The sequence below is a fragment of the Georgenia sp. TF02-10 genome (assembly GCF_022759505.1).
GTDB lineage: Bacteria > Actinomycetota > Actinomycetes > Actinomycetales > Actinomycetaceae > TF02-10.
This window is the reverse complement of sequence record NZ_CP094289.1, coordinates 2,824,784-2,844,628: the sequence shown is the minus strand read 5'-3', so window position 1 is coordinate 2,844,628 and position 19,845 is coordinate 2,824,784. Positions and strand designations below refer to the sequence as shown.

At 76.0% G+C, this 19,845-nt stretch carries 22 protein-coding genes and 1 pseudogene; 18 read left to right on the top strand and 5 right to left on the bottom strand.

What is annotated here, in order from left to right:
• The first annotated feature begins 80 nt into the window (after positions 1 to 80).
• From MF406_RS12850 to MF406_RS12840, 3 genes are read left to right on the top strand one after another with little or no spacing between them, the layout of a single operon-like run.
• A complete protein-coding gene (locus MF406_RS12850; protein ID WP_242894371.1) occupies positions 81 to 695 on the top strand; it encodes an MBL fold metallo-hydrolase in 615 nt (204 codons plus the stop codon).
• Between the two features lie 48 nt (positions 696 to 743).
• Positions 744 to 1,442 (top strand): ABC transporter ATP-binding protein, encoded by a 699-nt coding sequence (locus MF406_RS12845; RefSeq protein ID WP_242894355.1) that lies wholly within the window; start codon positions 744 to 746, stop codon positions 1,440 to 1,442.
• A complete protein-coding gene (locus MF406_RS12840; RefSeq protein WP_242894353.1) occupies positions 1,439 to 3,019 on the top strand; it encodes a DUF6297 family protein in 1,581 nt (526 codons plus the stop codon). The genes MF406_RS12845 and MF406_RS12840 overlap by 4 nt, the downstream gene beginning before the upstream one ends.
• Here MF406_RS12840 and MF406_RS12835 read toward each other — a convergent pair.
• Positions 3,016 to 3,996: an LLM class flavin-dependent oxidoreductase gene (locus MF406_RS12835; RefSeq protein WP_242897784.1), complete on the bottom strand. Its 981-nt coding sequence runs from the start codon at positions 3,994 to 3,996 to the stop codon at positions 3,016 to 3,018. The two genes, MF406_RS12840 and MF406_RS12835, sit on opposite strands and share 4 nt — an antisense overlap.
• Positions 3,997 to 4,369: 373 nt before the next feature.
• Between MF406_RS12835 and MF406_RS12830 the strand changes: the two genes are divergently transcribed.
• Positions 4,370 to 4,813: a transferase gene (locus tag MF406_RS12830; RefSeq protein ID WP_242894350.1), complete on the top strand. Its 444-nt coding sequence runs from the start codon at positions 4,370 to 4,372 to the stop codon at positions 4,811 to 4,813.
• A 140-nt stretch (positions 4,814 to 4,953) separates the two neighbouring features.
• On the opposite strand, the gene MF406_RS12825 is transcribed toward MF406_RS12830, so the two are convergent.
• The 4 genes from MF406_RS12825 to MF406_RS12810 all read right to left on the bottom strand — a co-directional run bounded on the left by MF406_RS12825 (position 4,954) and on the right by MF406_RS12810 (position 9,458).
• Positions 4,954 to 5,214: an HPr family phosphocarrier protein gene (locus MF406_RS12825; RefSeq protein WP_242894347.1), complete on the bottom strand. Its 261-nt coding sequence runs from the start codon at positions 5,212 to 5,214 to the stop codon at positions 4,954 to 4,956.
• 136 nt (positions 5,215 to 5,350) lie between these two features.
• Positions 5,351 to 7,471 carry a fructose-specific PTS transporter subunit EIIC gene (locus tag MF406_RS12820; protein WP_242894346.1) on the bottom strand — a complete coding sequence of 707 codons (2,121 nt, stop codon included), beginning with the start codon at positions 7,469 to 7,471 and terminating at the stop codon, positions 5,351 to 5,353.
• Positions 7,472 to 7,521: 50 nt separating this feature from the next.
• Positions 7,522 to 8,697, bottom strand: a complete 1,176-nt coding sequence (locus MF406_RS12815) for a 1-phosphofructokinase family hexose kinase (protein WP_242894343.1) — start codon at positions 8,695 to 8,697, stop codon at positions 7,522 to 7,524.
• Positions 8,694 to 9,458 carry a DeoR/GlpR family DNA-binding transcription regulator gene (locus MF406_RS12810; protein WP_242894340.1) on the bottom strand — a complete coding sequence of 255 codons (765 nt, stop codon included), beginning with the start codon at positions 9,456 to 9,458 and terminating at the stop codon, positions 8,694 to 8,696. The genes MF406_RS12815 and MF406_RS12810 overlap by 4 nt, the downstream gene beginning before the upstream one ends.
• Before the next feature lie 383 nt (positions 9,459 to 9,841).
• Between MF406_RS12810 and MF406_RS12805 the strand changes: the two genes are divergently transcribed.
• From MF406_RS12805 to MF406_RS12740, 14 genes and pseudogenes are all read left to right on the top strand, one after another.
• The gene (locus MF406_RS12805) at positions 9,842 to 10,561 is read left to right on the top strand and encodes an RsmD family RNA methyltransferase (protein ID WP_242894337.1); all 720 of its coding nucleotides are present in this window, start codon (positions 9,842 to 9,844) and stop codon (positions 10,559 to 10,561) included.
• A 262-nt stretch (positions 10,562 to 10,823) separates the two neighbouring features.
• Positions 10,824 to 11,357 carry a pantetheine-phosphate adenylyltransferase gene (gene coaD, locus MF406_RS12800; RefSeq protein WP_242894335.1) on the top strand — a complete coding sequence of 178 codons (534 nt, stop codon included), beginning with the start codon at positions 10,824 to 10,826 and terminating at the stop codon, positions 11,355 to 11,357.
• Entirely contained in the window at positions 11,354 to 11,857 is a 504-nt protein-coding gene (locus MF406_RS12795) for a hypothetical protein (protein WP_242894332.1), read from the top strand. Before coaD ends, MF406_RS12795 begins: the two co-directional genes overlap by 4 nt.
• Positions 11,858 to 12,107: 250 nt before the next feature.
• Positions 12,108 to 12,695 carry a DUF177 domain-containing protein gene (locus MF406_RS12790; RefSeq protein WP_242894330.1) on the top strand — a complete coding sequence of 196 codons (588 nt, stop codon included), beginning with the start codon at positions 12,108 to 12,110 and terminating at the stop codon, positions 12,693 to 12,695.
• A pseudogene (rnc, locus tag MF406_RS12785) lies at positions 12,692 to 13,414 on the top strand (ribonuclease III); the annotation flags it as partial. The gene MF406_RS12790 and the pseudogene rnc, both read left to right, overlap by 4 nt.
• Before the next feature lie 212 nt (positions 13,415 to 13,626).
• Positions 13,627 to 14,667 (top strand): bifunctional DNA-formamidopyrimidine glycosylase/DNA-(apurinic or apyrimidinic site) lyase, encoded by a 1,041-nt coding sequence (gene mutM, locus MF406_RS12780; RefSeq protein ID WP_242894327.1) that lies wholly within the window; start codon positions 13,627 to 13,629, stop codon positions 14,665 to 14,667.
• Between the two features lie 12 nt (positions 14,668 to 14,679).
• The gene (locus MF406_RS19125) at positions 14,680 to 14,943 is read left to right on the top strand and encodes a zinc finger domain-containing protein (protein WP_371744489.1); all 264 of its coding nucleotides are present in this window, start codon (positions 14,680 to 14,682) and stop codon (positions 14,941 to 14,943) included.
• A 193-nt stretch (positions 14,944 to 15,136) separates the two neighbouring features.
• Positions 15,137 to 15,295, top strand: coding sequence for a hypothetical protein (locus tag MF406_RS12770; protein ID WP_242894324.1), 159 nt, complete (start codon positions 15,137 to 15,139; stop codon positions 15,293 to 15,295).
• A 197-nt stretch (positions 15,296 to 15,492) separates the two neighbouring features.
• Entirely contained in the window at positions 15,493 to 15,726 is a 234-nt protein-coding gene (locus MF406_RS12765; protein ID WP_242894321.1) for a type II toxin-antitoxin system ParD family antitoxin, read from the top strand.
• Positions 15,723 to 16,013 carry a type II toxin-antitoxin system RelE/ParE family toxin gene (locus MF406_RS12760; RefSeq protein WP_242894318.1) on the top strand — a complete coding sequence of 97 codons (291 nt, stop codon included), beginning with the start codon at positions 15,723 to 15,725 and terminating at the stop codon, positions 16,011 to 16,013. Before MF406_RS12765 ends, MF406_RS12760 begins: the two co-directional genes overlap by 4 nt.
• 353 nt (positions 16,014 to 16,366) lie before the next feature.
• Complete coding sequence (locus tag MF406_RS12755; protein ID WP_242897783.1) at positions 16,367 to 16,981, top strand: response regulator transcription factor; 615 nt, start codon at positions 16,367 to 16,369, stop codon at positions 16,979 to 16,981.
• A 373-nt stretch (positions 16,982 to 17,354) separates the two neighbouring features.
• Positions 17,355 to 18,671: a BtrH N-terminal domain-containing protein gene (locus MF406_RS12750; protein WP_242894315.1), complete on the top strand. Its 1,317-nt coding sequence runs from the start codon at positions 17,355 to 17,357 to the stop codon at positions 18,669 to 18,671.
• 154 nt (positions 18,672 to 18,825) lie between these two features.
• Entirely contained in the window at positions 18,826 to 18,993 is a 168-nt protein-coding gene (locus MF406_RS12745) for a CopG family transcriptional regulator (RefSeq protein ID WP_242894313.1), read from the top strand.
• 2 nt (positions 18,994 to 18,995) lie between these two features.
• Complete coding sequence (locus MF406_RS12740) at positions 18,996 to 19,778, top strand: hypothetical protein (protein WP_242894310.1); 783 nt, start codon at positions 18,996 to 18,998, stop codon at positions 19,776 to 19,778.
• Positions 19,779 to 19,845 lie beyond the last annotated feature (67 nt).

Below are 19,845 nucleotides of genomic sequence, written 5' to 3'. Positions count from 1 at the left end.
GCGTCCGTGGTCACAACCCTCCGCGGCGGGCTCGCCTCGGCGACGTCCGCGCCACAACCCGACAAGGAAGTCCCAGGATAATGTCCGGCGCAATCACCGTCACACCCGTCCACGTAGGAGACCTGCTCGGCCCCGGCATGCCGATCTACGTTCACGTCATCAACCACCCCGACGCGCGCGTGCTGGTCGATACCGGCCTGACGGACCTCCATCCAGCAGCTGCCGACCTCGATCCTCGCATCCGCCCCCTGAACGAGCAGGACTTCGATATCGACAGCATCGACATCGTCGTCAACACCCACCTTCACTTCGACCACTGCGGCGGCAACCACCTCTTCGCCGGAAAGCCCATCTACGTCCAACGACGGGAGCTCGACGACGCCCGCCACGAAGAGAGCTACACCATCCCTGAATGGGTCGATCCGCCCGGTGCTGCGGCGCGGTACGTACCGGTCGACGGGGAGCTCGAGCTGCTTCCCCGGGTGCGGCTCGTGCCCGCACCCGGTCACACCCGCGGCTCGCAAGTCGTCGTCGTCGAGACCGGTGAGCAGCCGGTCGTCGTCGCCGGCGACACCGCAGTCTGGTTCGGGGAGCTCGATCAGCCCACGACGGAAGGTCAGCGCCTGGTGCGTTCGCTGGATCCCCAGCAGGTGTGGCTTGCTCATGAGCCGCAGGCCTGGCGGCTCCGCCCATGAGTTCGACCATTTCCTCGGGGGAACCGGCCGGCCGATAGCATCCCCCCGATGGCCACCTCGACCACCGCCCCGCCCGCGGACGTCCTGGTCCGCGCCACCCGCCTCGAGGTCGGCTACGACCTGCCGGTGTGCCCGCCGGTGACCTTCACCCTCGCCGCCGGGGAGCTCCTCGCCGTCGTCGGGGCCAACGGCACCGGCAAGTCCACCCTGCTGCGCACCGTCGTCGGCCAGCTCGAGCCCCTCGCGGGGACCGTCACCGTGCCCGGCGGGGACCCCCGCAGCCGGGACTTCCGCGCCAGCGTGGCCGCCGACTTGGGCGACGACGCGTTCTTCCCGGCGCTGACCGCCGTCGAGCACCTGCTGCTGACCTGCTACGGCCACGGCGTCCCCGCCCCGCGGGAGGTGGTCGACCAGCTCGTCGAGGAGTTCGGGCTGACCACCCGGGCCGACGCGCTGCCGGCCGCGCTGTCCTCCGGCCAGCGCCGCCGGCTGCTCCTCGCCGCCGCCTTCGCCCGGCCGCGCTCCCTGCTCGTCCTGGACGAGCCCGAGCAGCGGCTAGACCCCGGGATGCGGGCCGACCTCGTCGAGCGGCTGCGCGCCGAGCGCGAGGCCGGCGGCGCCGCGCTGGTGGCCACGCACGACCCGGCGGTGGTCCGCGGCGCGGCCACCGCGGTCCTCGTCCTCGGCGAGGACCGGGCTGCCCTCGCCGCGCCGGCCGACGGCGCCGCCGCCCTGGAGCTGCTGTGAGCCTGCCGTCCGGGGCCGCCGTCCGGCGGTTCACCCGACGGCGGTCCCGCCGCCGCGCCGCCGCCCCGCTGTCCGACCTGCTCGCCGACGTCTACGTCGCGCTGCTCACTGTCGCGGTGACGACGGCGCTCACGCTGTCCACCGCCGGCTGGCTCGGCGGGGCGGTGACCGCCGCGCCGCCGACGGCCGGGCGGGGCCTCGTCTTCGCCCCGGGCTGGCTCGGGGCGCTGCTCGGGCTGGCCGCGCTGGCCGCGCTGACCGGGCTCACCGCCCGGCTCGGCCCGGTCGTACTGTCCCGGCCGCAGGCGTCCTGGTGGCTCGGGCTGCCGGTGGACCGGCGCTCCCTGCTGCGCCCGGCCGCCCTGCACTGGCCCGCGGTGGCCGCGGCCGCCGGGGCGGTGGTCGGCCTGGCCGCCGGGCTGGTGGTCGGGCACGACCCCGCCTGGCTCGCCGGCGCCGCTCTGGCCGGCGCCGGCACCGCCGCCGCCGGCACCCTGCTCGCCGGCCTGGCCCAGGCGGACACCCGGGCGCACCGCCGGGTACGCCGGGCGGCGGACGCCACCCTGGCGGCGACCCCGATCCTGGGCATGGGGCTGGCGGTGGCGGCGGTCCCGGCGCCGGTGGCCACCCCCGCGCTGCTGCCTGTGGGGGCCGCGGCGCTGGCCGCCGCCGGCCTGCTCGCGCTCGTCCTGGACCGGTCCCTGGGGCGGCTGCGCGACGCCGTGCTCCGCGAGGGTGGGGCGGTCGCCGGGGAGGCGCTCGGCTCGCTGCTCTCCCTGGACACCCGGGCCCTGGGCCGGGCGCTGTCGGCCGCCACCGAGCCGGCCCGGCGCCGCCCGCGCAGCCTGGGCGGCCTCGGCCGGGTGCCGGCCCGGTGGCGCGCCCCGGCCGCCGTCGTCGCCGGCGACCTGCTGCTCCTGGCGCGCAGCCCGCGCCACCTGGTCCAGGTGCTCGTCGCCGCCTGCCTGCCGGCCCTCGCGCTCGCCGCGCCCCGGCCGGCGCCGCTGCTGACCCTCGCCGCGGTCCTCCTCGGCGCCTACGCCGCCGCGCTCGCCGCCGCCGAGGGCGCCCGGCGCGCGCAGGCGAACACCGCGCTGGACGCGCTGCTCCCGCTGGGCGAGCGGGCGGTGCGCCGGTGCCGGCTGGTGGTGCCCGCCGTCGTGCTGGCCGGGTGGGGGCTGGTCCTCGGCGCCCTGCTGGCCTGGCGCTACGGGGACCCGGCCGGCTGGCTGGCGCTCGGCGCCCTGGCCGGCCCGGTGTGGGCGGCGGCCGGCGTGCGCGCCGCGTACCGCCCGCTGCCGGACTTCTCCGGCCCCCTCGTGCACACCCCGATGGGGTCGATCCCGCCGGGCATCGGGGCGGTGGTCGCCGTCGGGCCGGACCTGGCGGCGCTCGGGTCGGTGCCGGTCCTCATCGCCCTGGTGCTGGGCGCGGTGCCGCCGGCGCTGCTGGCCGCCCAGGCCGGGCTCGCCGTCGTCGCGCTGGCGGTGGCCGCGCGGGTGCCGGCCCGCCCACACCGCCCGGAGGCCCCGCACGGCCCGCCGGCCCCGCACCGCCCGCAGGCGGTCGGCAGCTAGGCGGTCAGCACCTCCGCCAGCAGCTCGTAGGAGCGGCGCCGCGTCTCGTTGGTGGGCGCGGCGCTGGCGACCACCAGCTCGTCGGCGCCGGTCAGCTCGACGAACCGGTCGACCTCCGACCGCACCGTGCCCGGCGCGCCGACGGCGGTGTACCGCATCATCTCCCGGACCTGGGCCCCGGCCGGGGAGGCCAGCAACGCGTCGGCGTCGCGGTCCGGCAGGGGCAGCCCGCGGCGGGTGAGCTGGCCGACGCGGTCGCGCAGCACCTGGGTGAACAGGGTGCGGGCCTCGTCCTCGCTGTCCGCGGCGAAGACGTTCATCGCTGCGAACACGTAGGGCTCCGGGTGGGCCGGGCTGGGGCGGTACTCGGCGCGGTAGACGCGCAGGGCCTCCAGCAGCGCGGCGGGCGCGAAGTGCGAGGCGAAGGCGTAGGGCAGGCCCAACGCGGCGGCCAGCCGGGCCCCGAAGAGGGAGGAGCCGAGGATGATCAGCGGGACCTCGGTGCCTGTGCCCGGGACCGCCCGGACGGTCTGCCCGGGCCGCTCCGGGCCGAGCAGCGCCTGGAGCTCGAGCACGTCCTGCGGGAAGGCCTCGGCGGCGGAGGGGTCCCGGCGCAGGGCGCGCAGCATCGCCAGGTCCCCGCCCGGCGCCCGGCCCAGGCCCAGGTCGATCCGGTCCGGGTAGAGGGTGGCGAGGGTGCCGAACTGCTCGGCGACGACGAGCGGGGAGTGGTTGGGCAGCATGACCCCGCCCGAGCCCACCCGGATGGTGCTGGTGGCGCCGGCGATGTGCCCGATGAGCACCGCCGTCGCCGAGGAGGCGATGGTCGGCATGTTGTGGTGCTCGGCGAACCAGTACCGGCGGTACCCCCACCGCTCGGCGTGCTGGGCGAGGTCGACGGAGGCGTCGAAGGTGTCCTTGACGGAGCCGCCGGGGTGGACGGTCGCGAGGTCGAGGATGGTGACGGGCACGGCCATGGTGCCGTCGGATGCGGGCATCGTTCCTCCGGATGCGTGCGGGGCGGCCGACGGCGACGGCGGCTCTGGGCTCTTACGGACGCTGTTCTGCGCTTTCTGCACGGTACTCCTCCGGGGGTGGTGGCGCTGGTGGGCGTGCTCGGGGGTCCCCGGCCCTCGCGCTCGTCCCCTGCCTGACGCGCTCTGGTCCCCCTTCGTGAGAGCTCGCCGCCGTCGCCGGTCTGCCAGACACGTCACCAGTCTGGGTTGGAATCACCGGGCCGGTTGCGGCGTTGGTAAGTACAGACGTTCGGTGCGCGCTAAGCACCGGGAGAAGGGTGCGTACGCGGCACCAGCAAGGGGTGCGTACGCCGCACCAGCGAGGGAGGAAAGCATGCGCAGCAGGAAGGGACGGATCGAGTTCGAGGACGACGAGGGCGTCCTGCGGCAGTACCGGCCGCACCCCAACGGCGGTGGGCTGGTAGAGGTGAGCGCGCGGGTGCACCCGTCCGCCTTCCTCGGCGAGGCCGCCTACGTCGACCCCCGTGCCGACGTGCGCGCGGACGCCCGGATCGAGGCCGGCGGGTGGGTGGACACCGGCGCCGTCGTCGAGGAGGACGTCGTGGTCGGCACGAACGCTCACGTCGGGTCCCGCGCCGTCATCGGTCGTGGCGCCCGGATCGGGCCGCGGGCCCGGGTCGGGGCGCAGGCACGGGTCGAGGCCGGCGGCCAGGTCGCCGCGGACGAGGTCGTGCCCGAGCGCGCGGTCCGCGCCGCGGAGCCGCAGCCGGCCCGCGCCGGCTGGTCCGGCGCCAACCGCCGGGACGTCGCGGCCTGACCCGGAGCCGGCCGCCGTCGCCGGAACAGCGAGCTGGGCCCGCCGTCGCACTGCGACGGCGGGCCCAGTCCTGTCAGCGGCGCCGGCAGCAGCACTGGTGCCGCCGACCGCCGGTCCCCGGCGTCGCCGCCGGGACGCGATCAGCTGGCGTCGAGGTCCTGCTCGACGAGCCCGACTATCTCCGCCAGCGCCTCCGGCGACTCCGTGGTGACGGTGACGGTGGCGCCCTTCTCGGCCCCGAGGGTCATGATCATCAGCGCCGAGGCGGCGTCGACGGGCTCGTTCCCGTCGGTCGCCAGGGTGATCTCCTCGTCGTACTGCCCGGCCGCCTGGGCGATCAGGGCGGCGGGACGGGCGTGCAGGCCGACGGCGGAGCCGACGACGGCGGTCTGGCTGGGCATGGGATGTCCTTTCGGGGATGGGTGGAACAGCGGGTAGATCGATCGTGACGGGCGGGTAGGTCGGTCGTCACGTTCGGGCAGGTCGGTCGCGACGGTAGGGCGGCGCGGGCGCAGTCTCGCAGGCCCCGCCCGAGGCTCAGGCCGCGGCGGCGGCGACCGGTGCCGGGACGTCGGCGGTGGCGCCCCGCCGTCGTGCCCACTCCTTGACGGCGATGACCAGGACGGCGGCCAGGACCGTCCCGGCCACCACGGCCAGGACGAAGCCGAGGACGTTGTCCATCGCGAAGAAGACGAAGATGCCCCCGTGCGGCGCCCGCGACTGGGCGTCCAGCGCCATCGCCAGCGCGCCAGTCAGCGCCCCGCCGGCCATGAACGGCGGGATGATCCGCAGGTCGGCCGCGGCGAAGGGCAGCGCGCCCTCGGAGATGAACGAGGCGCCCAGCAGCCACGCGGCGTTGCCGTTCTCCCGCTCGACCGGGGTGAACAGCCGTGGCCGCACCGCGGTGGTGAGCGCCATCGCCAGCGGCGGGACCATCCCGGCGGCCATCACCGCGGCCATGATCCGCATGGTGGCCGGGTCGGTGACCACCAGGCCCGCGGTGGCGAAGGTGTAGGCCGCCTTGTTCACCGGGCCACCCAGGTCGAAGCACATCATCAGGCCGAGGATGATCCCGAGGATCACCGCCGAGGCCCCGCTCATCCCGCCGAGCCAGCTGGTCAGGCCGGTCATGATCGCCCCGAGCGGCTGGCCGAGCAGGAAGATCAGGCCGCCGGAGGCGATGGAGGCGAGCAGCGGGATGATCACCACCGGCATCAGCCCGCGCAGCCAGCGCGGGACGTCGATGCGCGAGATGGCCAGGGCCGCGGCCCCGGCGAGCAGGCCGCCGAGCATGCCGCCGAGGAAGCCCGCGCCGACGATGTTCGCCACCGCGCCGGCGGTGAAGCCCGGCGCGATGCCGGGCCGGTCGGCCAGGCCGAAGGCGATGTAGCCGGCCAGGGCCGGGACCAGGAAGCTGAACGCGGCCGAGCCCAGCTCGTACAGCACGGCGCCGAGGTACTGGGCGAAGCCACCGTCGGGCAGGTCGACGAGGGAGCTGTTCAGGACGATGTCGCGGGAGACCGAGGTGATGTCGTACCCGCCGAAGAGGAAGCCGAGGGCGATGATCAGCCCGCCGGCCGCGACGAACGGGATCATGTAGCTCACGCCGGTGAGCAGCGCCTGCTTCAGCCGGGCGCCGACGCCGAGCCCGCCACCGCCCGTCCCGCCGCCGGCACCGGCGGCCTCGCCGGTCCCCGCCGCGCCGGCCACCCGGCGGGCGCCGGGGTCCTCGGCGGCCCGCAGGGCCTCGGCGATCATCGCGCCCGGCTCGTTGATGGCCCGCTTGACGGCGGACTCCACCACCGGCTTGCCGGCGAAGCGCTCCCGGCCCTTGACGTTGACGTCGGTGGCGAAGATGACCGCGTCGGCGGCGGCGATCGTCTCCGGCGGCAGCGGGGTGGTCGCCGAGGACCCCTGGGTCTCGACCTCGACGTCGACGCCGGCGTCCCGGCCGGCCGCAACGAGCGCGTCGGCCGCCATGTAGGTGTGGGCGATGCCGGTCGGGCACGCGGTGACGGCGACCACCCGGTGCCGGTCGCCGGCGGCTGCCGCGGCCGGGGGCTGGTCGCTGCCGGCCCGCTCGGTGGCCCGGTCGCCGCCGGCCTGGTCGGCGGCCGGCCCGGCCTGGGCGCTGGTGGCCCCCGCCTGCTCGCGGGTGGCGGCAGTGGTGTCGCGGCCGGTGGCTGGGGGCGCCGGCGCCGGGTCCAGGACGCCGTCGACGAGCGCCACGACCTCCACCGGCGTGCCGGCGGCCCGCAGCGCGGCCACGAAGTCCTTGCGCACCAGGGCGCGGGCGAGCTTGGTGAGGAGCTTGAGGTGGTCGGCCCCGCCGCCCTCGGCGGCGGCGATGAGGAAGACGAGGTCGGCCGGGCCGTCCGGGGCGCCGAAGTCGACGGCGGGGGAGAGCCGGGCGAAGGCGAGCGACCCCTCGTGCACGCCGGCCGAGCGGCAGTGCGGGATGGCGATGCCGCCCGGGACGCCGGTGGCGGACTGGGCCTCGCGGGCCATCGCGTCGGCCAGCAGCTGGTCCGCGTCTGCCCGGCCGGCCGCCGCGACCGTGCGGGCGAGGGCGGCGATGACGTCGTCCTTGGTGGTGCCGAGGTCCACGTCGAGCGCCACGAGCTCGGCGGTGATCAGCGGCGGTGCCTCTTGGGACATGGCGATTCCTTTCCTGGACGACGGCGTCGGGAGCAGCGCCGCCGCGGGGCTCAGGGCAGCCGGACGACGTCGACGCGGTCCGGGTCGGTCTGGTCGGGACGCGGCAGCGCCGTCCCGGCGAGGGCCGCGGCGCCGGAGCCGTAGGCGACGGCGTGGCGCAGCCGAGCGGGTTCGTCGCGGCCGGCGACGGCGGCGATCAGGTACCCGGCCAGGGCCGAGTCCCCGGCCCCGACGGTGCTGCGGAGCGTGATCGGCGGGGGCGTGGCGGCCCAGGCGCCAGCCGCGGTCACCAGCACCGCGCCGGCGCCGCCGAGCGTGGCCAGCACCGCGCCGACCCCCTGGTCCAGCAGGCGGCGGGCGGCGCCCACCGTGGGCGCCAGGTCGCCGGCCGCCGCGGCGGCCTCGAGCGCCTCGGGGTCCCCGCCGCTGAGCTGGGCGAGCTCCTCGGCGTTGGGCTTGAGCAGGTCCGGGGCGGCGGCCGGGAACCCGGCGGCCAGCGCCCGGAGCGGGGCGTCAGAGGTGTCGACGGCCACGCGCCGGCCAGCGGCCCGCAGCCGGCGGGTGAGGGCCCCGTACCAGTCGACCGGCACCCCGGGCGGCAGGGAGCCGGACAGGGCCACCCAGTCCGCGCCGTCGCCGGCACCGCTCGGGTGGCCCGCGCCCGCCGTGCCGGGGCTGACGGCGACCAGTGCGCCGTCGGCCCCCGTGCCGGTGCTGACGACCGTCCGTGCTGCGCCGTCGCCTGCCCCCGGCGTCCCGGCCGCCGCCGCGCCGGCGCTGACGGCGACCGGCCCGCCGCGGCCCGCGGTGCGCGTGCCGACGGCGGTCCGCGACGCGCCGTCGCCGCCCCCCGCTGCGTCGAGCAGCAGCTCGGCCAGCACAGCGGCCTCCGCCTCCGACAGCGGCACGCCCGGCTCGTTGATCTTGGTGGTGGTCCCGTCCGGCTCGGTCACCGTGAGGTTGGTGCGCGCGGCGGACGTCGTCGGCGCGCTCAGGTGCGGGACCCCGAGCCGCGCCAGGGCGGCGACCAGCGGCCCGGCCGGGTCGGCGGGGAGCACGGCGAGGGCGGGCTGGCCGGCGAGGGTCACCACGCGGGCGACGTTGACGCCCTTGCCGCCCGGCTCCACGGTGACGGCCCGGGCCCGGTTGACCCCGCCGCGGGCCAGCGGGCCGGCCAGGGCGGCGGTGCGGTCCAGGCTGGGGTTGGCGGTGAGGGTGACGATCATGCGACCACGACCTCCAGGTTGCGGGCCTCCAGGGCCTGGCGGTCCTCAATGGAGATGCTGGCGTCGGTGACGAGGACGTCGATCTCCTCGAGGGAGGCGAAGCTGACCAGGTGCTCCTGACCGATCTTGGCGGCGTCGGCGAGCACGACGACGCGACGGGCGGCCTGCACCATCGCGCGCTTGACGGCGGCCTCCGCCGGGTCCGGGGTGGAGGCGCCGTGGGCGGGGGTGAGGCCGTTGGTGCCGAGGAAGGCGACGTCCACCCGGGTGCGGGCCAGGGCCCGCTCGGCGTCGGTGCCGACCGCCGCCTGGGTCAGCCCGCGGACCCGGCCGCCGAGCAGGAAGACGCCGCTGGCCCGGCCGGTCAGCGCGGCCGCGGCGGGCAGCGAGTTGGTGATGGTCACCAGGTCGGGGTCGTCGGGCAGCAGCTGGGCGAGGTGGCCGGTGGTGGTGCCGGCGTCGAGGACGATGCTGCCGGGGCCGGTGGGCAGGTGGGCCAGGGCGGCGCGGGCGATGCGCTTCTTCTCGGCCACGTGGGTCACCGCACGCTGCGGCAGGGCGGGCTCGCTCAGCCGGACCTTGTCCACCGGTACGGCGCCGCCGTGCACCCGGCGCAGCACCCCGCGGCGGTCGAGCAGCTCCAGGTCCCGGCGGATGGTCTCGGCGGTGACCCCGAAGCGCTCGGCCAGCCGGGTGACGGAGACGCGTCCCTCGCCGTGCGCCGTCGAGGTGATGAGGTGCTGGCGTTCCTCGGCGTACACGCGGTCACCTCCTTGGCCCGTCCTCGGGCCCGACGTCATCGTTCCCACACAACCGGATGTGGGGTGGTGTGAGAGTACTACCGGTTGCTGGGCGCGCGCAACGGTTGAGCGCTGTCTGATCTGGGCGCCCGGAGCGCTGTCTGATCTTGGGGCCCGGGCGACGTCGCCGCTCCCGGCGCTTCTGGGTGCACGGGGGGGCGCCGTCCGCCGGCGGTCACGCCGAGAACGACAAAACGGTTGCTGCCAGCAACCACTTTGCCAGTCTCGACGTGCCGGGGACGGCTGCGGCGGCTGGGACAGCTGGTCCGCGGCAGCCCCGGCGCCTAGCACCGGGCGGCAGGCCCGGCGGTCGTGGCCGGGTGCGTCGGCCGTAGGGTGGCGCGGTGACCAGGATCGTGGCCGGCAGCGCGGGCGGGCGCACGCTGCAGGTGCCGCGCTCGGGCACCCGGCCGACGTCCGAGCGGGTGCGGGAGGCGTTGTTCTCCCGGCTGGAGCACCTCGGCGTGGTCGACGGCGCCCGGGTGCTGGACTTGTACGCCGGTTCCGGCGCGCTCGGCCTGGAGGCGGCCTCCCGCGGCGCGACCCGGGTCACCCTCGTCGAGGCGGCGAAGCCGGCGGCAGCAGCGTGCCGGCGCAACGCGGCACAGCTGGGGCTGGCGGTCGAGGTGGTCGCGGCCAAGGTGGAGACGTACCTCGCGGCCGGGTCCGACGGCGAGCCGGCCGACCTGGTGCTGCTCGACCCCCCGTACGACGTCCCCGGCCCGCAGCTCGCCCGGGTGCTGACCCTGCTCGCCGGCGCGCCACAGGCACCCGGCCCCGCGGGCGCGAGCGACGTGTGCCGCCCGGGCTCGGCCGCGCCGCAGGCCCCCGGAGTGGACGCCGCGAGCGACGTGCGCCGCCCGGGTTCCGCTGCGCGGGCGCCCGGCGACGCCGCCGGCGTAGACCCCACCGCTGACCGGCGCCCCTGGCTGCGGCCGACCGCGCTCGTCGTGGTCGAGCGCTCCCGGCGGAGCCCCGAGCCGCCCTGGCCGCCGGGCCTGCGGCGCGTGGACCAGCGCTCCTACGGAGACACCCAGGTATGGTTCGCGGAGCCCGCCGGATGAGCGCTGGCGCCCCACCGCGCGTCGACGGCTGAGCGCCGAAGGCCCGCCGGCGCCTGAGCGTCGACCGCCCACCTCCCGCGCGCCGGCGGCTGAGCGCCGCCCGCCTGCGGCCGAGCGGCGGCACCCCGGCCCTGGTTGCGCGAGCGGCCGGCGCACCTCCGGGGGTCAGACCGGCCGAGAGCCGGTGGGGCACGGCGCGCCTCCGGGCCGTCGGCCGGCCGAGGGCTACCGTGACGGCCATGGCCGAAGCGAGCGGGCACCGATGAGCCTGGCCGTCTGCCCCGGGTCCTACGACCCGGTCACGCTCGGGCACGTCGACGTCGTCCGGCGCGCCCGCGCCCTCTTCGACGAGGTCGTCGTCGCCGTCGCGCACAACCCCGCCAAGCGCTACCTGTTCGACGCCGACACCCGCGTCCGGCTGGCCGAGGAGGCCACCGGTGACCTCGACGGCGTCCGGGTGGCCCTCGTCCCCGGCCTGCTCGCGCGCTTCTGCACCGAGGTTGGCGCCACCGCCGTCGTCAAGGGCCTGCGCGGAGCCGCGGACTTCGACGCCGAGCTGGCCATGGCCCTGATGAACCGGCACCTGAGCGGGGTGGAGACGGTGTTCGTCCTCGGCGACCCGGCCCTGGCGCACGTGGCCTCCTCGCTCGTGAAGGACGTGGCGCGGCACGGGGGCGACGTGACCGGGCTCGTGCCCACCGCCGTCGCCGCCGCCCTGCGCCAGGCGCTGCCCGCCGCGCACCGTGCCGGGCCACCCGACCAGGCGTTGCCTGCCGATCCCGAAGGAGAGCGATGACCGCCACCGAGCCGCGCACCGGCCCCCAGACCGACGGGGAGTCCCTGGTGTCGATCCTGGACGAGCTGACCACGCTCATCAGCCAGGCCCGCACGATGCCGATGTCGGCCTCCGTGCTCGTCAACCGCGCCGAGGCCCTGGACCTGCTCGACGCCGCCCGGGCCGTCGTGCCCGAGGAGATCCACGCCGCCGACGACATCGTCGCCGGCGCGGACGCGGTAATGGAGCAGGCGCGACGACGGGCCGAGCAGGTGCTGGCCGACGCCGAGACCCGGGCCAAGGAGCTCGTGGCGCAGGAGCGGGTGGTGCGGCTGGCCGAGGAGCGCGCCGAGCAGATCGTCGCGGCCGCCGAGGCGCGCGCCGCCAAGCTCGCCGCCGACGCCAACGACTACTGCGACCGCCAGCTCGCCCAGTTCGAGATCGACCTCGGGGCCATCACGACCCAGGTTCGCGCCGGCCGGGAGGCGCTGGCCGCCCGGAACCGTCCGGCGGGGGAGTGAGCGGCCGCTCGTCGCGTTGAGCGGCTGCGGCGCCGCGAGCGGCCGCTCGCACGCGACGAGCGATCGCGGTGCGCGGGACACCGGCGCTGGGTCGTCGCGCGGCCGCCGCACGGGCGCGGGGAGCGCCCGGTCCGGAGGCAGCCACCCCATCCCGTCGCCGCGGCCCTCGCCCGCCACGCGGGGACCCCGCGAGGTATGATATGTGGTCGCCCCGCACCGGAACGGGGCCGTCCCACGTCCCTGGAGAGTCATGCCCGCACGATCCCCGTACGTCCTCACCACCCGCGACCTCGGTCGCGGGGCGGGCGGCATGCGCACGATCGAGCGCACCGTGCCGGCCCCGGCGGACCTGGGGACCGAGGTCATCGGCGTGCCGGTCGGCGCCGACGTCGACCTCGACCTGCGGCTCGAGGCAGTCATGGACGGCGTCCTGGTCACCGGCGAGGTCCACGCCCCGCTGGTCGGGGAGTGCGTGCGCTGCCTGGGCGCGGTCCGCGCGGAGACCACCGTCGGGCTCTCCGAGCTCTTCTTCTACCCGAGCACCAAGGCGTCCCTGGTGGCGGACGGCGACGAGGAGGCCGCCGAGCTGCCCGAGGTGGACGGCGAGCAGGTGGACGTCGAGCCCGCCGTGCGCGACGCCGTCGTCCTGGCCCTGCCGTTCCAGCCGCTGTGCCGGCCGGACTGCCCGGGCCTGTGCCAGGACTGCGGGGTCCCGCTCGCCGACGCCGAGCCCGGCCATCACCACGAGCACCTCGACCCCCGCTGGGCGGCGCTGGGTGCCCTCCTCCCCGACGGCGGGGAGGCCGCGGACCGCGAGGACGGTGACGAGGCCCGATGAGCCGCCGTCGTCCTCGCCACGACCGGGAGCTCGCCGCACCGGCGCGGGAGGACGTGGCCACCCTGCTCGACCGCCTCGGCACCGAGGTCGACCCCGAGCTCCTCGTCCTGGCCCTGACGCACCGGTCCTTCGCGCACGAGGCCGGCGGGATCCCCACCAACGAGCGCCTGGAGTTCCTCGGCGACGCCGTCCTCGGCGTGATCGTCACCGAGTACCTCTACCGGCACCACCCCGACGAGCCCGAGGGCGACCTGGCCCGGATGCGGGCCGCCACGGTGAGCCAGCGCGCCCTCGCCGCCGTCGCCCGAAGGCTGGGCCTGGGCCCGTTCATCCTGCTCGGCCGCGGCGAGCTCGGTACCGGCGGGCGGGAGAAGGACTCCATCCTCTCCGACACCGTCGAGGCGCTGATCGGGGCGATCTACCTCGGCCACGGCCTGGAGCACACCCGGGCAGTGGTCGAGCGGCTCGTCGGGCCGCTGCTCGCGCAGGCCGCCAGCCTCGGCGCCGGCCTGGACTGGAAGACCTCCCTGCAGGAGCTCGCCGCCGAGCGCGGGGTCGCGGCCCCGACCTACGCCGTGACCGGCACCGGGCCGGACCACGCCCGCACCTTCACCGCCGTCGTCCTGCTCGGGGACGCCGTCGCCGGCGAGGGCGTGGGGACGTCGAAGAAGGTCGCCGAGCAGCACGCGGCCGAGGACGCCTACGGCCGGCTGGCCGCCGGCACCCTGCCGACGACGGCCGGCGGGGCGGGCGGCAACGGTGCGGCGGGCGCGGGTCGTGGCGACGACGCCCCGGCGGCGGATGACGCCACCGCGGCCGACCACGCCGCCCAGGTTGGCGGAGGCGGCGCCCCGGTGGGCGACCTGCGGGCAGCCGACGACGACGACGCCGGCGACGGGCCCAGCCTCGCCGACCTCGCCGGGTCCGGCTGATGCCCGAGCTCCCCGAGGTCGAGACGGTCCGCGCCGGCCTGGCGCGCCACGTGCTCGGCCGCACGGTCGTCGGCGTGGACGTGCACCACCCGCGCAGCGTCCGCCGCCAGCCCGGCGGCGCTGCCGAGCTCGCCGGCCGCCTGCGCGGCGCCACCCTCACCGCCGCCGTCCGCCGCGGAAAGTACCTCTGGCTCACCCTCGACGACGGCGACCAGGCCCTCCTCGCGCACCTGGGCATGTCCGGCCAGCTCCTCGTCCAGGGCTCCGGCAGGCCGGCCGACGGCGCGCCTGCCGAGAGCGTCCTGGCCGACGGCGCCCCGCCTGACGGTGTCCTGCCCGACGCCGCCCCGCCCGGCGCCGCCCTGCCGACCATGGTCCGCCCCCTCCCCGCCACCCACACCCACCTGCGAGTCCGGCTCCGGCTCGGCGACGGCGGCGAGCTGTGGTTCGTCGACCAGCGCACGTTCGGCCACGTCATGGTCACCGCCACCGTGCCCACGCCGGACGGCGGGCCCGGCGGCCACGGCAGCCCCGCCCCGCTGCTCCCCGAGCCGGTCCGCCACATCGCCCGGGACCTGCTCGACCCCGCCCTGGACCGCGACGCCCTGGTGCGCCGGCTGCGCACCCGCCGCACCGAGGTCAAGCGGGCCCTGCTGGACCAGACCCTCGTCTCCGGCGTCGGGAACATCTACGCCGACGAGGCGCTCTGGCGCGCCCGCCTGCACGGCACCCGCCCCACCGACCGGCTCGCGCCGCCCCGGGTGCGCACCCTGCTGCAGGCGGCCGCCGACGTCATGGCCGAGGCGCTCGCCGTCGGCGGCACCTCCTTCGACGCCCTCTACGTCGACGCCGACGGCGCCCCGGGGTACTTCGCCCGGTCCCTCGCCGCCTACGGCCAGGCCGGCAAGCCCTGCCCCCGGTGCGGCGCGCCGATCCGGCGGGAGGAGTTCATGAACCGCAGCTCCTTCTCCTGCCCGCGCTGCCAGCGGCGCCCCGCCGCAGGCCTGCGCCGGCACGGGAGCGACCACCCCCTTCGCTAGGCTGTGTCCGCCGTGTCGAACCTCAGCGCCGCGCAGCTCCCGGGCGACATCCGCGTCATGATCATCGACAACCACAAGGTCGTCCGGCGCGGCATCGCCGAGATCGTCGACCGCGCCGACGGCCTCGCCGTGGTCGCCGAGGCCGGGACGAATGTCTACGGTCGGGCCGGAGAGGACTGCCGCCGCTGCCGCACGACCATCGAGCGGGAAAAGTTCATGAACCGCTCTTCGTACTTCTGCCCGCACTGCCAGCCGCCGACTCACTCGCGCCGGTAACCTTCCACCGGTTGACCGTTGCGCCGTTGGCATCGAGTTGCCTGAGTGCATGGGATATCGGCCAAGCGATACTGGTTGCACGTCGAGATCGCCTGGGGGTGGGAATGGGTGCGCTGTGGTTGCCGACGACGGTGAGGGCAGAAACTGCTGGTGCTTGTATCCCGGTGGCACCGACTCGCGGATGCTCGGACCCTTGCTGGAGGAGCTCGCCGATGTCTACCGGGTGCGCCCTTCAATGTCGACGATGGCGCGAGGCGTGCTGGGCGGAGAACCGCCGGCGTTTATGGCCGAGGCCTACGCCGAGCTGTCGCCTGACGATGCGGACCACTGGCCGGCCGTGGTCGGCAAGTGAACCGGATGCACGAGGCCGAGTCCGCGACAACGGAAGATGAGCTGCGGACGTTGTCGCTGCCGGTGCTTGTCGTGCTGGGACGACGATGAGGTGTGCTTTGATCACGTCGTACGCGCGTACGAGGCGTTCCTGGATCGTGGATTCGCGGTTCCGGCTGCGGCTCGTCAAGCCTTACCAATCTTTGGTACCGTGGCGGTATGGCCCAGAACACCTCCATCAGCCTGGACGACCACTTCTCGGACTTCCTCGCCCGCCAGGTCTCGTCCGGGCGCTACCGGTCGGCCAGCGAGGTCGTCCGCGCCGCTCTCCGGCTGCTGGAGGATCAGGAGGCGCAACTGACCGCGCTCCGCGCCGCCCTCGTCGCCGGCGAGGAGAGCGGTGCACCGGAGCCCTTCGACTTCGACGCCTTCGTCGCGGCGAAGAAGTCGTGAGCCTGTACCGCCTCACACCTGCCGCGCAGCGTGACCTCTCGTCGATCTGGGACTTCACCGAGGAGCGCTGGGACGTCCGTCAGGCCGAGACCTACGTGGCCGAGATCAGGGCCGCGATCGAGCGCGTCGCCGACGACCCGGGCCGCGGGCGCGCTTGCGAGGAGATCCGCGAGGGCTACCGCCGGTACGGGATCGGCAGCCACATGCTCTTCTACGTCGAGAACGCCGACGGCGTGGACGTGATTCGGATCCTGCACCAGCGCATGGACCCGACGCGGCACCTGTGAGCGGGTCGAGCACCGACGACCGGCGTGCTCATGATTCCGGTCAGCGACCTGGCCGGCTGACTGCCGCAAGGTTGGACGCGCTGAGTCGACGAGGCGAGATGAACGTCTATTACGGGGGTAGTCGGGGTTCTCCGCCCGGTCCCCCGCGGTCTACGGCAGGCCGGCCGGCCCTGCCCCCGGTGCAGCGCGCCGGTCCGGCGGGAGGAGTTCATGAACGCAGCTCCTTCTCTGCCCGCGCTGCCGGCGCCGCCCGGCCGCCGGCGTGAGCCGGCCCGGGAGCGACCACGCCCTTCGCTAGGCTGTCCGCCGTGTCCAACCTCAGCGCCGCGCAGCTCCCGCGCGACATCCGCGTCATGATCATCGACGACCACGAGGTCGTCCGGCGCGGCATCGCCGAGATCGTCGACCGCGCCGACGGCCTCGCCGTCGTCGCCGAGGCCGGGACGGTGGCCGAGGCGGTGCGCCGGGCCCCGCTCGTACGGCCGGAGGTGGTGCTCGTGGACCTCCAGCTGCCTGACGGCACCGGGATCGACATCATCTCCACTCTGCGGGAGAAGGTGCCCGATGCCCGGCCGGTGGTCCTGACCTCCTTCGACGACGACGACGCCCTCGCGGAGGCCCTGAAGGCCGGCGCGAAGGCCTACCTGCTCAAGACCGTCCGCGGGGCGGAGCTGGCGGACGTGATCAAGGCCGTCGCCGCCGGCCGCACCCTGCTCGACGAGCGCACCGTCACCCGGCGCCGGGCCGACCACGAGGACCCGACCGCCGACCTCACGCCCTCGGAGCGGCGGGTGCTCGAGCTGATCGGCGACGGCCTGTCCAACCGGGAGATCGGCGAGCGGCTCGGCGTGGCGGAGAAGACCGTGAAGAACCACATCACCGCGCTGCTGAGCAAGATGGGCCTGCAGCGCCGTACCCAGGTGGCCGCCTGGGTCGCCGGCCAGCGTGCCGCCGGCTGGCGCGGCTGAGAGCAGCGCCAGCCGGCTCGGCGCCGTCCGCCGCCCTGTCGTCCTGGAGCCTGGCAGCTCGCTGCGGGGCCCTGTCATCCGTCGCTAGCCGCCCAGCAGGATCCCGCCGGCGGGGCGTGGATGGCCCGGGGGCAGCACCTTCCGCAGACCTGAGCGTGCTTCCCCTGCGCCGGGCGGCCACCTAGACTCATCTCTGGCGCGCCTCACGCCCAACCCCAGACCGGTTCTCCACGCGGGCCGGCACCGCGGGGCAAAGGGGACTTCGAGAGCCTCGAGGCGCCGCACGACGCCTGCCCTCACCAACGGACGGTACGGCTGCGGCGGCGGACGGGGCGTGGAGCCGGCCGTCGCGGGCGCAGCCGGAAGGTCCTACATGACAAGCGGCAAGCAGCTGAAGGCGCGCGTGCGCGCCCGGATGGCCCGCACCGGCGAGCGGTACGCCGTGGCCCGGGCGCACGTACTGGGAGCGACCGGCGGGGGAGGCCCGGTCGTCGACGCCGGGTGGACGCTGCGCGGCGGCACCGACCCGGACACCGCCGCGCTGGCCAACGTCCTCGCGCACCGCGGGGTCACCGGCCCGGACGGGCCACTGACCGAGCCGCTGCTGCTCGTCGTCGGCGGCGGCCTCGGCGCCGGTTACATCCTGTGGGAGTTCGCGCACGACGACAGCCGGATCGTCACCCTCGGGTTCACGCACTCCTGGCAGTACTTCGACCGCCGGCTGGCCACGACCGTGGACCGGCTCGGGCTGGACGTGACCTGGTCCCGCACCGGCGGCACGGTCGCCGCGGCGCGGGCGCTGGGCTCGACGCTGGCCGCCGGCGACCCGGCCATCGTCTGGCCGGACCGGTACCACGTCGGCTACTGGAACCTGCCCGAGCTCCTCGACGGCCACGGCGGCCACCCCGTCGTCGCCTACGCCGCCGCGGACGGCCGCGTGCACGTCGACGACCGCACGCTGGCCCCGCTGACCGTGCCTGTCGCGGCGCTGGACCGGGCGCGGGCCCGGGTGGGCAGCTACCGGAACACCATGCTCGTCGTCCGGTCGGCGGGCGCGGTGGTGCCGGCCGACCGGCTGCGTGCCGCGGTCCGGGACGGGCTGCGGGCGACGGTCGACCACCTGGCCGGCTCGTCGACGTCGTTCGCGCTGCCCGCGTGGCGGAAGTGGTCGCGGTTGCTGGTCGACCAGCGCGCGGCGAAGGGCTGGCCGACGGTCTTCGCCGACCGGCGCGGCCTGCTGCGGGCGCTGGCCGGGGTGTGGGAGGCGGTCGAGCCCGCCGGGATGGACGGCGGGCACCTGCGCGACCTGTTCGCCGACGGCCTCACGGAGGCCGCTGCCGTCCTGGGGGAGCCGGCGCTGGCGGACGAGGCGCAGCGGTGGCGGGAGATCGGGCAGCGCTGGCACCGCCTCGCCGAGACCGCGCTGCCGGACGACGTCCCGGCGATCGGGCGGATCCGGGAGCTGACCGCGACGGTGACCGGGGCCGTCGCCGAGGGGGACGCGGGCGCCGCGGAGCGCGCCGCGGCCGCCGAGCAGCTGTGGCGGCTGCGGGCCGAGCACGCGGACGCCTCGCCGCTGGACGAGGAGCGGCTCGCCGCGATCCGCACGGCGATGAGCGCGCAGCTGGCCGAGATCCACGAGGCCGAGACGGGCGCGGTCGCGTCGCTGCGCGCGGTGCTCGGCCGCTGAGCCGAGCGCTGGTGCGGGCGGCGGCCGGGTCGCCAAGCGCGGCCCCGGCGTGCCTGGTGAGCCCGGGGCCGGGCCGCGCGGGCCGCCCGGAGTGATCGGGCCGCAGGAGCCTGAACCCTGGTTCATAGCAGGCGAGGATGCTAGCATCTCGCCCATGCCCAACGAGATCGGCTCTCCTGGGGCGGACAGGAAGGTTCAGTTCAACGTCTACCTGCCCTCTCGCCTCGTCGTCGCCGTGAAGCACCGCGCGATCGACGAGAACAGCAGTTTGTCCGCGCTGGTGCAGCGTGCCCTCGAGCAGTACCTGGAAGACGAGGAGTAGACGTGAGCAGACCTTCTCTTGACTTCGCTGTGGCCCCGGTTCGCTTCAGCTCGCGCCCCGACCGGATGGTCGCGTTCCTCGAGACCGTCGGGATGGCGGCGGTCCTGACCCGCGGGACGCAGTTCGCCGATCTCGTGGCCGGCGCCGGCCGGGTGATCGTGCACGCCGCTGGCGGACCGGGAACGGCGAGCGAGCACGGGCTCTCGCACCTCTGCTTCATCACGAGGAGCGCCGATGGCCTCGTCGAGCTCGGCGAGCAGAACGGCCTCGACATCGCCGTCGTGGACGAGTCCTACGGCCGGCAGGGCTACCTGACCGGCCCGGGCGGCGAGCTGATCGTGATCAACGAAGAGCAGCTCGACGACTACGGATACACCCGTGCAGCGTCTCCGCAGCCGGACCCCCGGCTGTCCGTCTCCGCGCTGCGGTACTCGCCGGACTTCGCGCGCGACACCGAGTTCTTCCGCCGGCTCGGCTTCGAGCCCGACCATGGCGACGGCGTCTGGTGGCAGGGCCTGCGGGCAGGGACCCGCTCAGGGGTGATCGGGCTGCACCGCCCGTCCGCCCCCGGCGAGCTCCCGGCCTTCGACTCCCCGGACCCGACCCAGCGGATCGCGCTGACCCGGATCGGCTTCGCCACCCAGGAGCCGCTCGAGGACCTCGCGGCCCGCCTGCGGTCGGCCGGCTACCCGAGCGCCCACGTCATCAGCGACCGGGCGGCCACCCGGGTCCATGTGGTCGACCCGGACGGCTGTGACATGGAGATCCACCCGGACTCGCCGTGACCGGCGAGCCGCGCACCACCGGCCGGGGGTGCCGCTGCCTGGGTCGGCGCAGCGGCGCCGCCTCGGC

Excerpts from the sequence above, each read along its gene's own strand:
- mutM (WP_242894327.1), top strand. The coding sequence starts at position 13,627 with ATGCCCGAGCTCCCCGAGGTCGAGACGGTCCGCGCCGGCCTGGCGCGC.
- MF406_RS12825 (WP_242894347.1), bottom strand. The coding sequence starts at position 5,214 with ATGCCCAGCCAGACCGCCGTCGTCGGCTCCGCCGTCGGCCTGCACGCC.
- MF406_RS12750 (WP_242894315.1), top strand. The coding sequence starts at position 17,355 with ATGACAAGCGGCAAGCAGCTGAAGGCGCGCGTGCGCGCCCGGATGGCC.
- coaD (WP_242894335.1), top strand. The coding sequence starts at position 10,824 with ATGAGCCTGGCCGTCTGCCCCGGGTCCTACGACCCGGTCACGCTCGGG.
- MF406_RS12745 (WP_242894313.1), top strand. The coding sequence starts at position 18,826 with ATGCCCAACGAGATCGGCTCTCCTGGGGCGGACAGGAAGGTTCAGTTC.
- MF406_RS12850 (WP_242894371.1), top strand. The coding sequence starts at position 81 with ATGTCCGGCGCAATCACCGTCACACCCGTCCACGTAGGAGACCTGCTC.
- MF406_RS12820 (WP_242894346.1), bottom strand. The coding sequence starts at position 7,471 with ATGTCCCAAGAGGCACCGCCGCTGATCACCGCCGAGCTCGTGGCGCTC.
- MF406_RS12790 (WP_242894330.1), top strand. The coding sequence starts at position 12,108 with ATGCCCGCACGATCCCCGTACGTCCTCACCACCCGCGACCTCGGTCGC.
- MF406_RS12830 (WP_242894350.1), top strand. The coding sequence starts at position 4,370 with ATGCGCAGCAGGAAGGGACGGATCGAGTTCGAGGACGACGAGGGCGTC.
- MF406_RS12765 (WP_242894321.1), top strand. The coding sequence starts at position 15,493 with ATGGCCCAGAACACCTCCATCAGCCTGGACGACCACTTCTCGGACTTC.
- MF406_RS12815 (WP_242894343.1), bottom strand. The coding sequence starts at position 8,697 with ATGATCGTCACCCTCACCGCCAACCCCAGCCTGGACCGCACCGCCGCC.
- MF406_RS12795 (WP_242894332.1), top strand. The coding sequence starts at position 11,354 with ATGACCGCCACCGAGCCGCGCACCGGCCCCCAGACCGACGGGGAGTCC.
- MF406_RS12835 (WP_242897784.1), bottom strand. The coding sequence starts at position 3,996 with ATGGCCGTGCCCGTCACCATCCTCGACCTCGCGACCGTCCACCCCGGC.
- MF406_RS12755 (WP_242897783.1), top strand. The coding sequence starts at position 16,367 with ATGATCATCGACGACCACGAGGTCGTCCGGCGCGGCATCGCCGAGATC.
- MF406_RS12845 (WP_242894355.1), top strand. The coding sequence starts at position 744 with ATGGCCACCTCGACCACCGCCCCGCCCGCGGACGTCCTGGTCCGCGCC.